This is a genomic window from Paenibacillus sp. GYB004, assembly GCF_036577605.1.
In the GTDB taxonomy this organism is placed as follows: domain Bacteria; phylum Bacillota; class Bacilli; order Paenibacillales; family NBRC-103111; genus Paenibacillus_AB; species Paenibacillus_AB oceani.
The window spans coordinates 410,690-423,042 of sequence record NZ_JARBDB010000047.1; the positions used below are offsets into that span (position 1 = coordinate 410,690).

A 12,353-nucleotide genomic window follows, 5' to 3' on the forward strand; every position below is an offset into this window, starting at 1 on the left:
GTGGAGGAGAAAAGTCCGAGCGATCGGGCTTTTTTCGTTATGCCTTGAAGCTGGGGCATACGGCGAGCGGGCGTGTGCTTGACAGCAAGCGTAGGGGAGGATATATAATACTATTATGATAATAACAAAATGATACTAACAAATTTCAGTCTAGCTGACGGAATAAGCTGGATAGGGAGGGGAACTTATGAATCGGTTGAATCGTATAAAAGGCGGTCTGTACGGTGTCGCAATCGGGGATGCCCTGGGCGGAACGACGGAGTTTATGACCCGAAGCGAGGTCAAAAACAAATACGGCTACCTGACGGAGATCATCGGAGGCGGCGTCTGGGATCTGGAGCCGGGCGAAGTGACGGATGATACGATGATGACGCTCGCGGTCGGCGAAGGGATCGTCCGCAACCCGCATGATCCGATTCCGCATATCGGGTCAAACTTCCTGGAATGGTACCGGTCCGATCCGAAAGATATCGGCAATATCATTAGAAGAGTATTAAGCACTTATAACGACAGCTGGTTCGAAGCCGCCTACATCGCGGATCTGGATCTCGGTCAAAGCGCCGGGAACGGCTCGCTGATGCGTTGTCTGCCCGTAGGGCTATGCTACCCCGGACTGCCGGAGATCGAGAAGTTTTCGCGGTTGCAGTCGAAAATGACCCATTACGACGAACGATGCAGCGAAGCTTGTACGCTGTACAACCGGATCGTATACCGGATTATGAACGAGGAGCCGCTGCGCGAAGCCGTTCGCAGCGAAATCGGGAATACCGTCTACGCATCCGTCCTCTCCCGGGAACCCGACTGCGAACCAAGCGGTTATGTCGTTCATAGTATGAGCTGGGCGCTTTATATCCTGCTCCAGGCCGAATCGTTTGCGGAGGTGGTCCAAGCGGCGGCGAACTTGGGCGGAGACTCGGATACGATCGCTGCGATAGCGGGAGGGATCGCGGGCGTGTATGATGGATATGAAGGCATTCCCGCGTCCTATTCGACCAAGATTCTGATCAGGGACCGGTTGGATGAGCTGGCGGAGCAGTTGGCCGCCGTGCGCGCCAGGCTGATTACTTAGCGACTGGTCGCTATGAGCTCCGGCTGGCGGCATCCGTTCCGGCCGAACGGTGTGAAATTCGCAAAGTGAAGGTGGAAGAAAAGATGAGCAGCCCGTATCAAGACTTATACATAAGGCGGTTGGAGGATGACGATATCGGTTCCGTGATGGAGCTTATGCAGCTGATCGTATCGCTGCTTCCTTCTTCCGACTATTACGCGATGGACGATTCCGGCTATTTTCGCGAGCATATCCGGAATATGGGGGAGCTGTACGGCGCTTTTGCCGATACGCAGCTTGTGGCCGTAACCGTCCTGGGATTTCCCGGACCGGGTCCGCGAAACTTGGCACGCGAGTACGGGGTGCAGGAACGGGAGCTGCTTCGCGTAGCGGCTCTGGAAGGCTCGGCGGTCCATCCGTCCGTCAGGGGGAAAGGGCTGCAGCGGTTATTCGTGGAGCTTCGCGAACGGAGAGCTGCCGAGTACGGATGCTTGCACCTGTATTCGACAGTTCACCCGGACAATGAGGCAAGCCGGCGCAATCTGGAGTTGTCCGGATACGAATGGAAGTTTTCCCGCCCGATGTACGGTGGTCTGCCCAGACATTGTTATGCGAAACGACTGAACGGACATTTGTAAGCAGCAACCGGCGACTCATCGGCAGCTTCGAGCACCAAACCAATACGGTATCGGGGCCCAACAAAACATCCTCTGCCGCATCCGCCGAATATTGGCGGGCGATAGAGGATGTTCCGCGTATATCGGATCGCAAGCGGCTTAATTGGCTGAATGGCCCAGCTTGCGAAGCGTTTCGCCGATGAAATCCGGTTCATCGTGCGGTCCCCGGGAAGTAACGAAGTTGCGGTCCACGACGACCGGCTGATCGGAATATACACCGCCTTGCTCGGCGATTTTCTCCGCTACGCCCGAATAGGAAGTGAAATTTCGGCCCTGGACGAGCCCGGCTTCGGATAGCAGCAGCGGGCCGTGACAGATGGCGGATATTGTGATCTCCTTCTCGTTGGCTTGCCGAAGGAAGTCCAGAATCTGATCGTTCTCCATCAGATTTTCGGGAGAACGTCCGCCTGGAATGACGATCGCGTCATAATCGTCCGCAGATGCTTCGTCGATCGACAAATGCGTCGTATACGTGATCGTCCCCTGCTTGCCTTGCAGCTCCTGTTCTTTCTCCAGGCCGATAATGACGGCTTCGTGCCCATATTTGGTTATCGCTTCGAACGGATGTTTCATCTCGGAATCCTCATACCCGTCTGCCAGCAGAAAAGCGACCTTGCATCCTCTCTGTTCCATGTTCCGCACTTCCTTTCGTCATAAAGTTCTCTCTACAACTATGTATTACCCTTCTTGGAGGCGAGTCAAACGAAAGCCGGTATTCAACTGCGGGGCGGCTCGGGCCTGCCGGATTGCCATGAATGACGAGAAAAAATCAATTCCGTCCGGAAAATACGGAGGAGATGGAAGGGGATTCACGAATATATACGTATTGGGGTTTCATCGCGCCAATCTTCATGAGCTGGTTTTCATGGCAGGGAAGAAGGGGGAACGATATGAGAAGAGTAGCCATAATAGGAGCGGGCAGCGCCGTATTTTGCAAAACGCTGATGCTTGACATGATGGCCACGGAAGCGCTTGAAGATACGGAGTTCGTCCTGATGGCTCCTTCAACGAGAAAAACGAGCCAGGTCGCCGCTTTCGCAGATCGCGTCATCAAGCGGAACGGGTTGAAATCGAAAGTGAGCGTAACGACGGACCGCCGGGAAGCGCTGCGCGGCGCCGATTATGTGATCTGCTCGTTCCAGATCGGCGGGATGGGTGCATTCGAGCTGGATTATAAAATTCCGCTGCGCTACGGCGTCGATCAATGCATCGGCGATACGCTCGGTCCCGGCGGCGTGTTCCGCGCGCTGCGCACCATTCCGGTTATCCTGGACGTAGCCCGCGATATGGAGGAACTGTGTCCGAAAGCGACGATGCTTAATTACGTCAATCCGATGGCGATGGTCGGTTGGGCGCTCGGGGAGACGAATATTCAGTACGTCGGCTTGTGTCACGGCGTGCAGACGACGCTTGATCTGATTTCCGGCTATGTGGAGGTGCCGAAATCGGAGATCGATTTTGTCTCCGCAGGGATCAACCATATGGGCTGGTTTCTTAAAATCGAACATAAGGGGAAAGACTTATATCCGGAGCTTCGGAGACGATTCGAGCAGCCGGAGTATTACGTAAACGAGAAAGTACGAGGCGAAGTGTTCCGGCATTTCGGCTATTTTATGACCGAATCGACCGGGCACCTGTCCGAATACGTTCCCTGGTTCCGCAAAAGCCCAAAAGCGATGGAGCTGTACTGCGACGAACCCGCCTTCGGAGGCGAATCGGGAGCCGCCTATCACTGGGGCGAATACGTGGCCCGCAAATACGAGGAGCGCGACCTTCTGGCGGACGAGCCGGCCGACCTGCCTCCGCGTAGTATCGAATATTGCGCCTACATCATTGAAGCGCTCGAAACCGGCAAAACGTTCAAATTCAGCGGCAACTTGCGAAATAACGGCATGATCGCCAATCTTCCGGCGGATTGCTGCGCGGAAGGCCCGTTGTTCGCGGATCGGACCGGCATCCACCGGACGATTGTCGGGGAGCTGCCGCCGCAGTGCGCCGCGCTTAATATGACCAATATCAATGTTCAGCGTCTGGCTGTTCTGGCAGCCAAATCGGGAGATCCGGAAACGGTGGTGCAGGCCGTCGCGATGGACCCGCTTACTTCATCTGTGCTGACGCTGAAGGAAATCCGCGATATGGTGACCGAGATGCTGCAAGCGCAGGCGCAGTGGCTGCCGCAATTCGCAGGGCGGCTGCCGAGGCCGACTCCGGTGATTCCGATTCCGGCCGACGTCCGGAGGGCGCATGTACCGATCGATCCGGCGCTCGCGATCTTCTCGCGTTTCGGAGAATTGGCCAAGTAGGCTGCACGATAAACGAATACATACATAGGAGCCGAGTTAACGATGAATCCATTTGCAGATTCCGTAAGTATGGGAAGGTATCATTTAGAGCACGATTCGTACGGCCTGGCGTCATTTTTCTTTTACCGGGCGATCTTGGAAGAGAATACGAACGGAAACGCCTGGAACGGATTAATCATGTCCTTTAGCCTGATGCGCAGGGAGGAAGACGCCCAGATCGCGCTTGCCCGGTTCGCTTTGCAGGAAGGGCTGCCGTTTGATAAAAATCTGGTCACGTTCGCCATGATGATGTTTCAGCGCAGTCCGATCGCTTTGTCGTCGTGGTTCCGGGCGATGTCGAAACGTTTCGGGCTGACTGCCGAGGAGCGGGATAATTACTCGCAGCTGGCGGACGAGATGGAGCAGACGTACCGGAAAGCGGCGGAAGAGCAGGGCGAGACGCTGCTGAACTTGCAGGGCAACCTTACTTTGGAGGAATATGCGGGCAAGACGATGGAGCTGGACAATCTGGTCGGAGGCCAGGTGGATGCAATCTATACCCGCGCCCAGGCCGGCTTGGACGGGGATATGCACGAGGCGCTGAACGCGGTCCGGATGTTGTGCATGGTGCCCGATCCGAGAAGCGAGAAGCTGCTCCGCCGGGTATGCCGCAACGAAGACCTGAACGGCAAAGTGATTACGCAGGCGCTGCTGTCGCTGCGCTGGCTCGGAGTCCGCGGCAATGTGAAAATTCATAAGATGGGCGAGCCGTTCGTCGTGAATCTGGACGATCCGCAGCCGGAGCTTACGATATCGGTGCCGGCCGCGTACAAACCGGCTCTCGACCGGATGAAGCTGTGGATGGCAAAGGAACAGGGCGCCGTTACCGAAGCGGAATACGAAAGCCACGCGTCTACGGACGAGCCGGAGCTGCCGCAGGAGCTGGCCGAGAAGCTGGAGAAGGCGGACATCCCGGCCGTTCTGCAGGAAGTGGTGCATACGCTGATCCGGGCCGCCTACGATCATTATTATCCGTTCGTACCGACCATTCGCGAAACCCGCCAGTGGAGCACGGCGTTCCTTCTGCTGATGAGGGAGTATTTATTGGGAATCGGCGAAGCGTGGCCATACGGGGAGCCGGAGCAGGACGATACGGCTGTGCTGCACCGCAACTGGCTGTTAAGCGCCAGCCCGGATTTTCAAAATTCGGTGAAAACGGCCGGATTGATTCGGGCCAGCTTGAAGAAAGACTAAGGGTAGTCCGAGTGGAAGGGCAAGGGTAAGGATAGTGCAGGTGCATATTTGAGCTTACGAAAACGGCTAAAAGAAGGGCTGTCTCCATAGTTATTATGCGATTGTGGAGCCCGGCCAAGAATCGATTTGCTTGAAACGAAAGGACCTCAATCCACGTTACAGTGGAAGCTGAGGTCCTTTCGTTTCGAAACCGGGATGTTCCCGCCTCATGCGACACGTTTGGGGCAGCCACATTCCATGTGGAAGAGGCCTGGTGAAAAGCTTCCTATGATCGTTTTTGTTCCCGTCCGTTTTGTACAAACACCAAGACACATTGTTGAGTTTGTCCATTGAGTCTCGTTCCGATTTTGTGTAATCTCATTGATGATAATAATTATCATTATCACAGAGAGGCAGATTGCTCAAAAAGCGGGAGGGAACCAAGTTGAAAAGGCTGACAAAACAGAGCATCTCCGTGATCGCTGCGGCAACGATGATGGGGCTGCTATTGATCGGGTGTACATCCGGCAATTCGGATTCAGGTTCAGCGAAAGGGGACAACGGCGGCAGTCCTGCCGGTACGAATGCGACATCGCCAAACGGGCAGACGGGAACTAAGGAACAAGCGACGACACGCTCGTATACAGATTACAAAGGGCATACGGTGCAAATTCCGGCAGCGCCGAAAAGAGTTGTATTCGCAGGGGAGACGACAGGCGATCTGATTGAGCTGGACATTCCTATGATCGGCATTTTCGGTGATCATCTGGATGGTAGAGTGTACCAGAAAGAAGCGGCGCAAATCGAAAACGTAGGTTTTCCGCTTAATCTGGAGAAGGTGATTTCCTTAAATCCCGATCTGATCATCGTCGGCAATACGGACGAGAAAGCTTACGCCCAGCTGGACAAAATCGCGCCGACAATTATGTTCGACACGTTTGCTTCGCTGGACGACCGCTTCAAGGAATTGGGCATTATTTTCAATAAACAGCAACAGACGGCCGACTGGTTGAAAGCTCATCACGCCAAAACCGCCGAGATGTGGAAGAAGCTGTATGCGACAGTGCTGAAGCCGGGCGAGACGGCCTCCGTGTTCACTTATTACCCCGGAGACCGGTTGTTCGTCATGGCAAGAGCAGGTCTGCCGCAGCTGTTGTACGGCGAAGGCGGGCTGAAGCCGACGGCCCCGATTCAGCAAGTGCTGGATGCGAAGGAAGGTTTCCGCCAAATATCCGTGGAAAGTCTCCCCGAATTTGCAGGCGACCGCATCTTTATTCTGGACCCGGTTGCCGACGAAGCAAAGAAATCGACGGATGCCCTCATAAACAGCGCGGTATGGAAAGGACTGCCGGCCGTTAAGAATGGGCATGTATATCGCCTTTACATTCAGAAATCGGACTCCGACGCCGCCTCGCGGGAATGGCTGCTGGAGGAGCTGCCGCGCATGCTCGCCAAGTGACCGTCAAGAACCATGAAGAGCAAGAAGAGCAAGAAGAGCCATGAAGAGCCAAGAGCCATCGTCAAAGCTGGTACTTCCAGCACGTCGGGAAAAGTTTGCCGGACCGTGCTTCACCCTTTGGGGATTTCCTGAGCCTTCGCTTTGCTGAAGCTATTGTCGATAAATTGTCGGTGGACATTATGTCCCATGGATGTATAATGTAGAGATATTATGTGTACATGGATGCTGGACCGATAGGCATGTGCTGGATGGAGGAACTTACGGATGGTTGCGGATCGAGTCAGACTGGAAGACATTATCGTGGCGGGGCATGCGCTGAAGGACGTCGTGCACCATACGCCATTGCAAAAAAACTATATTTTATCGGAACGGTACGGCTGCAACGTTTATTTGAAACGGGAAGATCTCCAAGTCGTCCGTTCCTTCAAAATTCGCGGCGCCTATAACCTGATGCGCGGGTTGTCCGAGGACGAGCTTAAGAAAGGCGTAGTCTGCGCGAGCGCCGGCAATCATGCGCAGGGCGTCGCTTATTCGTGCAAGGCGATGCAGGTTTCCGGCAAAATTTTCATGCCGGCTACGACGCCGCGGCAAAAAATATCCCAGGTCAAGCTGTTCGGAGGCCCGTTCGTGGAAGTGCTGCTGACCGGCGACACGTTTGACGATTCGTTGCGGGAGGCGCTTGATTATTGCGGCCGCGAAGGGATGCAGTTCATTCATCCGTTCGACCAGCCCGAGATTATCGCCGGACAAGGTACGGTCGGTCTGGAGATTTTGAACGATATGCGGGAGCCGGTCGATTACATTTTCGCCGGGATCGGCGGGGGCGGCTTGATGGCCGGCATCGCCGCTTATGTCAAAGGATCTAAGCCGTCTGTGAAGCTGATCGGCGTAGAAGCGACCGGAGCGCCGTCGATGCGCCAATCGATACAAAGAGGCGAGATCGTAACGCTCGGCGAAATCGACAAGTTCGTGGACGGTGCCGCGGTGAAACGCGTAGGCGAGCTGACTTACGAAATCTGCAAGGACGCGCTGGACGATATTCTTGTTGTGCCGGAAGGCAAAGTGTGCACCACCATCCTCGAGCTGTACAACGAGAACGCGATCGTCGCCGAACCTGCCGGAGCGCTGCCGATTGCCGCACTCGACTTTTACAGAGACGAGATTGCCGGCAAAAACGTCGTATGCGTAATCAGCGGAGGCAATAACGATATCGACCGGATGCAGGAGATCAAAGAGCGCTCGCTTATTTATGAAGGGCTGAAGCATTATTTTCTGGTCAATTTCCCGCAGCGGGCCGGGGCGCTCCGCGAGTTTCTGGAGTTCGTCCTCGGGCCGAACGACGATATTACGCGTTTCGAATATGTGAAGAAGACAAGCAAAGACAACGGACCGGCGCTTGTAGGCATCGAGTTGAAGCAGAGGGACGATTACGAGCCGCTGATCGACCGGATGCGGACGCGGGGGCTGCAGTTCAGCTACATTAACGAGGATTCCAATCTGTTCAGCCTGTTGATTTAAGGGCTGGACAACTTTGGAAGCAAGATGAGCTTCGATACCCAAAAGACAGATGATCCAATCGCTGTCTTTTTTTGTTTTTTCAAGGAAACAGCAGGAAATATTCGGGAATTGGGCGAATCTATCCGATATGGAGGCAATATTCTATATTAGCTAATCAGCATAATCGGAAGAAAGGGGGCGCGGCACCGGAACTTGCAGACTTACACGAAACGGGGAGGTTAGTCGGATGCACAAACCTTACTACAATGTCGGTCACAACGTCGGTACGACCATTCGCTGGTTTATTTTCATACCCAGCTTTTTCGGCGCTTATATGCTGATGGCCTTATTTCGATATCCGGTCGATTATTTCGTGCTTAGTTGGTTTACGAAGTATAGTTTGCAGACCAAATTTATTTTGGACCATCTGTATTCGGACTTTATCTGCATCGCGTTCGCCATATTCGTAAGCTGCATATTCGCGCCCGGAAAAAGGGTCATGATCGCGGCCGTTTACATGGGATTTGTGCTAATCGCCATACCAGGGCAGCTCAAGACCGATCTGCTCTACAACTATTACGGTTATCAGCCCTGGAAGATGCCGTTTCTTATTTCTTGCTATGTAGCCGCAGCCGTCTTACCGTTTCTTTTTATGCTGTTGCAGCAGTATTTAGAAAAGAAAGCTTCAATGCCGGCGGACACCCCCAAGCAAATCGCGTAATAAAAAACCGGATCAGCCGGGAGGTTTCAAAGTGATCATTCTGCTGGTAGTCGGTCTGTTTGTCCTCGCAGCCGGAACTTTCGCGGGTATTCTGGAATCCGATATTCTGATCGTCGTTTGCAGTGTTGCCGGAGGTCTGATCCTCGTCTCCCTATGGAAAATTTGGAACGTGCTGCAGAAGATTCATTATCGGCTGCTCGGCATTGCGTTGACGGACAGTCAACTGAACACGATTGTGAAACATTCCGGGAAATACGTTGTCGAGTCGGACCTGTTCGACGTTTATCCGGATTCCAACACGCTATACCCGCTGGTTATGCTGGACGGCGAGCTTTATATACGGGCCAGACTGTTTCGCGATTATGTGGAGCAGGAAGAACATCGGTATCGGTTTTCGCTGCCGGACCGGGAGCCTGTCCAGATGAAGTTTTCCGATCGTTATGTTCCGGGCGCCGCGCTGTTCGGTCACGGGGATCAAGTGTTCGTTTCGGTTTCGAGGCTTGGGCTCACGCCGGTTTTCTATAAGGATCGTATCCGGCTGGAGTAACTGCCGAGAAGATGGCACGATAAAAACCCCCGCAAGGCGATCAGCCTCATGCGGGGGTTGCTTCGATTGACAGTCAATCAGATCGCTTTGAGCTCGGCGGACAAGTCGAGCCAGTTCAATTCCTCTTCGCTCAGCTGAATCCGGGTAGCGTCGTGGCACGATTCCAGCTCCGCCTTGTTTTTCGGTCCGATCAGAGCGCAGGACGGGAACGGCTGGTTCAATACGTACGCAAGCGCAATCTGAATCGTGGATACGCCGCGCTCCTTGCCGAGCTGTTCGGCCCGGCGATAACGTTCCCAGTTGGCGTCGCTGTAGAAGACGCGGACAAGGTCGGCGTTGTCGCGTACTTCCGGCGTGAACGATCCGGTAAAAAATCCGCGCGCCTGCGACGACCAGGACAGCAGCGGGAACTGCTTCTCGCGGTGCCAGGCGCAGTCGGCGCTGTCTGCGGATACGCAGCCTGCCCAGAATGGCTCGTTAGCCTTCGCCAAGCTTAAGTTCGGGCTGCTGAACGTAAAACCGACGAGTCCGTTCGCTTCGGCATAATCATTCGCATCCTGAATCCGCTGATGGGTCCAGTTGGATACGCCGATGGCACGTACGCGGCCTGCTTCGATATGCTCGTTCAGCGCTTCGATAATCGGGCCTACCGGCACGTTCGGGTCGTCGCGATGAAGGGCATACAGGTCGACATAGTCGGTGCGCAGACGCTGTAAGCTGATGGCGAGCTCCTCGTCGATCGCTTGCTTGTTGACGCGGGGGCCGCTCGCATTGTGATGGGCTCCTTTCGTCAGCACGATCACTTCGCTGCGGTTGCCGCGGGATTCCATCCATAAGCCGATTGTTTCTTCGCTTTTGCCGCCTGCATAAATATGGGCGGAATCGAGCGAATTGCCGCCCAGCACGATATATTCGTCAAGCAGCACACCGACCGTGTCCAGCAGCTCCGGCTTGTAGTAATCCGTTCCCATCATGAGCTGGGAGCAAGGTTTGTCCAGTCCGGGTATCGTAAAATAGTTCATGTCGGCTTCTCTCCTTTATCCGTTCGGGATCGAAATTCGGGAACGCGTGCGCGCCGATTCGAGGCAAGCGTCGAGAACTCGCATATTCAGGACGGCATCGTTCGGTGCAAATCGGGCAGGGGCGCCATCCAGGACGGCAGCCGCCATCTCATCCGATTGCAGACTGTACTGGTTGACGGGCTCCAGCTGTTCTTCGCGCCGGTTGCCTTTAACCGTGACATAAAAGACCGAAGGAGCGTCCGTCGAGCAGACGAATGCGGAAGGAAGCTCGATGCGGCCTTCCGTGCCGAGCACCTCCAGCGTGTTGCGGCCTGCGGCCCACATCGCGCAATCGAACGTAAGCGCCACGCCTCCGGAAAATTCCAGCAGCCCGGAAGCCATCATGTCCACGCCCCCATGCTCGGGCGAGAAGAACGCATGTACGGTTGCCGCTTCCGGCTCGCGGCCGAGCAGCATACGGGCGGCGCTGATCGGATAGACGCCGATATCGTACAAGGCGCCGCCTCCCATGGCTTGATCGTTGCGGAAGTTGGTCGTATTGGCCGAGCTGTTGAAGGTAAACGTTCCGTGGATTCCGCGAATCGTGCCGATCTCGCCGGATGCGATAATCTCTTGAATGCGTGCATATCGCGGATGATGGCGGTACATGAACGCTTCGGCCAGCTTCACGCCGTGCTTGTCGCACGCGGCGACCATCTCGGACGCTTCGGCGGCGTCCATCGAGAACGGTTTCTCGCACAGCACGTGCTTGCCCGCTTCCGCGGCGCGGATCGTCCACTCCTTGTGCATATTATTGGGCAGCGGTATGTATACCGCGTCGATATCGCCGTCGGCGAGCAGCGCTTCGTAGCTGCCGTACGCTTTCGGGATGCCGAGCTTTTCTGCGGTTTGCTTGGCTTTGGCTTCATCGCGGCTTGCGATCGCGGTGACGACACCCCGCTGCGATTGCTGGATTCCGGGAATGACGGAACGGATGGCGATTCCGGCGCATCCGAGAATGCCCCATCGAAGTTTACTTTGTCCCATTAGTTGTCCAACCCCTTATTAGCAGTATATTGTCATTATAGTTCAATGATATTAGAATAAAAATAATAATATATTGGCCCTCATAACACGATATTGTCATTGGATGGTATAGTTAAAAGCTGATTGCATCCATCGTACAAGTCCGGAACGCGTTGCTCTTACAGCTCGCATCGATGGGATGCGACATTTATTCAAGTCCGAGGTGTTCTATGTCTACTTATTATTATTTCAAATGTAATCGCTGTAAAAGAAAAGGAGGCTTCTACTCGCGACAGGCATGGGGATGGGGAAACTTCGATGTGATCGGTTCCTTTAAATTTCTCGCCTATCATACCGAGCATTGTGGAGAACAAAACACTCGGGTCATTTCCGAACATAGTGAAGACTACGAGGAAGATCTGAACCGGGAAATATTGGATTTTTATCTGAAGGATAGCAAAGAGATGTTCCCTTTCTCCAACGACTGGAGTTTCATGTACGAGAATAGAGAGAAGTGTATAGAAGATATAAACCGGCTATGGGTGGAGGATGCGACGTCAGGGATCGTACCTGATCAAAGAATAAAGCTGCGTGGTATAATAACGGAGATCGAATACGAGCAGAACAAAAGAGGATGGGCATACAAAGCGGTGCTAAAGACCAATAAGGGAGAGGATTATACATTCGTCCATGTAGATAAACGGTTGCCCGAGAAAGGACAACACTATTACCTATTGGGAGAAGTCGCATCCGACGATTGGTCCGGACTAGAGTACATAAGAGAAGTCAAAGGGAAGCTGAATCAAGTAATAGAGATCAAACGGCTGGACGAACCCGAATAAGCGATCGAGATCGTCGCTGT

12 protein-coding genes are annotated in these 12,353 nt (G+C 54.2%); 9 read left to right on the forward strand and 3 right to left on the reverse strand.

The genetic code is table 11. The annotated features are described in order from the left end of the window. Positions 1 to 187 precede the first annotated feature (187 nt). Both PV433_RS20440 and PV433_RS20445 read left to right on the forward strand, forming a co-directional pair. The gene (locus PV433_RS20440; RefSeq protein WP_332073904.1) at positions 188 to 1,069 is read left to right on the forward strand and encodes an ADP-ribosylglycohydrolase family protein; all 882 of its coding nucleotides are present in this window, start codon (positions 188 to 190) and stop codon (positions 1,067 to 1,069) included. Positions 1,070 to 1,152: 83 nt separating this feature from the next. Further along, positions 1,153 to 1,686: a GNAT family N-acetyltransferase gene (locus PV433_RS20445; RefSeq protein WP_332073905.1), complete on the forward strand. Its 534-nt coding sequence runs from the start codon at positions 1,153 to 1,155 to the stop codon at positions 1,684 to 1,686. Positions 1,687 to 1,824: 138 nt separating this feature from the next. Here the strand turns inward: PV433_RS20445 and PV433_RS20450 are convergent, their stop codons facing one another. Next, positions 1,825 to 2,358, reverse strand: coding sequence for a type 1 glutamine amidotransferase domain-containing protein (locus PV433_RS20450; protein WP_332073906.1), 534 nt, complete (start codon positions 2,356 to 2,358; stop codon positions 1,825 to 1,827). A 257-nt stretch (positions 2,359 to 2,615) separates the two neighbouring features. Here PV433_RS20450 and melA point away from each other — a divergent pair, with 257 nt between their 5' ends. The 6 genes from melA (at position 2,616) to PV433_RS20480 (ending at position 9,464) form a co-directional block, all read left to right on the forward strand. Next, complete coding sequence (gene melA, locus PV433_RS20455; RefSeq protein ID WP_332073907.1) at positions 2,616 to 4,028, forward strand: alpha-galactosidase; 1,413 nt, start codon at positions 2,616 to 2,618, stop codon at positions 4,026 to 4,028. A 42-nt stretch (positions 4,029 to 4,070) separates the two neighbouring features. Continuing rightward, positions 4,071 to 5,261, forward strand: coding sequence for a HEAT repeat domain-containing protein (locus PV433_RS20460; protein WP_190928578.1), 1,191 nt, complete (start codon positions 4,071 to 4,073; stop codon positions 5,259 to 5,261). Between the two features lie 424 nt (positions 5,262 to 5,685). Continuing rightward, on the forward strand, positions 5,686 to 6,699 hold the full coding sequence (locus PV433_RS20465; RefSeq protein ID WP_317891207.1) for an ABC transporter substrate-binding protein: 1,014 nt from the start codon (positions 5,686 to 5,688) through the stop codon (positions 6,697 to 6,699). 264 nt (positions 6,700 to 6,963) lie between these two features. Beyond that, positions 6,964 to 8,217, forward strand: a complete 1,254-nt coding sequence (gene ilvA / locus PV433_RS20470; RefSeq protein ID WP_332073908.1) for a threonine ammonia-lyase IlvA — start codon at positions 6,964 to 6,966, stop codon at positions 8,215 to 8,217. Positions 8,218 to 8,443: 226 nt separating this feature from the next. Further along, positions 8,444 to 8,917, forward strand: coding sequence for a hypothetical protein (locus PV433_RS20475; RefSeq protein ID WP_332073909.1), 474 nt, complete (start codon positions 8,444 to 8,446; stop codon positions 8,915 to 8,917). Between the two features lie 31 nt (positions 8,918 to 8,948). Then, positions 8,949 to 9,464 carry a hypothetical protein gene (locus PV433_RS20480; protein WP_332073910.1) on the forward strand — a complete coding sequence of 172 codons (516 nt, stop codon included), beginning with the start codon at positions 8,949 to 8,951 and terminating at the stop codon, positions 9,462 to 9,464. A gap of 77 nt (positions 9,465 to 9,541) precedes the next feature. On the opposite strand, the gene PV433_RS20485 is transcribed toward PV433_RS20480, so the two are convergent. Further along, positions 9,542 to 10,486, reverse strand: a complete 945-nt coding sequence (locus PV433_RS20485; RefSeq protein WP_332073911.1) for an aldo/keto reductase — start codon at positions 10,484 to 10,486, stop codon at positions 9,542 to 9,544. A 15-nt stretch (positions 10,487 to 10,501) separates the two neighbouring features. Then, on the reverse strand, positions 10,502 to 11,512 hold the full coding sequence (locus PV433_RS20490) for a Gfo/Idh/MocA family protein (RefSeq protein WP_332073912.1): 1,011 nt from the start codon (positions 11,510 to 11,512) through the stop codon (positions 10,502 to 10,504). Positions 11,513 to 11,811: 299 nt separating this feature from the next. Here PV433_RS20490 and PV433_RS20495 point away from each other — a divergent pair, with 299 nt between their 5' ends. Then, complete coding sequence (locus PV433_RS20495) at positions 11,812 to 12,333, forward strand: hypothetical protein (RefSeq protein WP_332073913.1); 522 nt, start codon at positions 11,812 to 11,814, stop codon at positions 12,331 to 12,333. The last annotated feature ends 20 nt before the right edge of the window (positions 12,334 to 12,353 follow it).

Excerpts from the sequence above, each read along its gene's own strand:
- PV433_RS20450 (WP_332073906.1), bottom strand. The coding sequence starts at position 2,358 with ATGGAACAGAGAGGATGCAAGGTCGCTTTTCTGCTGGCAGACGGGTAT.
- ilvA (WP_332073908.1), top strand. The coding sequence starts at position 6,964 with ATGGTTGCGGATCGAGTCAGACTGGAAGACATTATCGTGGCGGGGCAT.
- PV433_RS20490 (WP_332073912.1), bottom strand. The coding sequence starts at position 11,512 with ATGGGACAAAGTAAACTTCGATGGGGCATTCTCGGATGCGCCGGAATC.
- PV433_RS20445 (WP_332073905.1), top strand. The coding sequence starts at position 1,153 with ATGAGCAGCCCGTATCAAGACTTATACATAAGGCGGTTGGAGGATGAC.
- PV433_RS20440 (WP_332073904.1), top strand. The coding sequence starts at position 188 with ATGAATCGGTTGAATCGTATAAAAGGCGGTCTGTACGGTGTCGCAATC.
- PV433_RS20485 (WP_332073911.1), bottom strand. The coding sequence starts at position 10,486 with ATGAACTATTTTACGATACCCGGACTGGACAAACCTTGCTCCCAGCTC.
- PV433_RS20475 (WP_332073909.1), top strand. The coding sequence starts at position 8,444 with ATGCACAAACCTTACTACAATGTCGGTCACAACGTCGGTACGACCATT.
- melA (WP_332073907.1), top strand. The coding sequence starts at position 2,616 with ATGAGAAGAGTAGCCATAATAGGAGCGGGCAGCGCCGTATTTTGCAAA.
- PV433_RS20460 (WP_190928578.1), top strand. The coding sequence starts at position 4,071 with ATGAATCCATTTGCAGATTCCGTAAGTATGGGAAGGTATCATTTAGAG.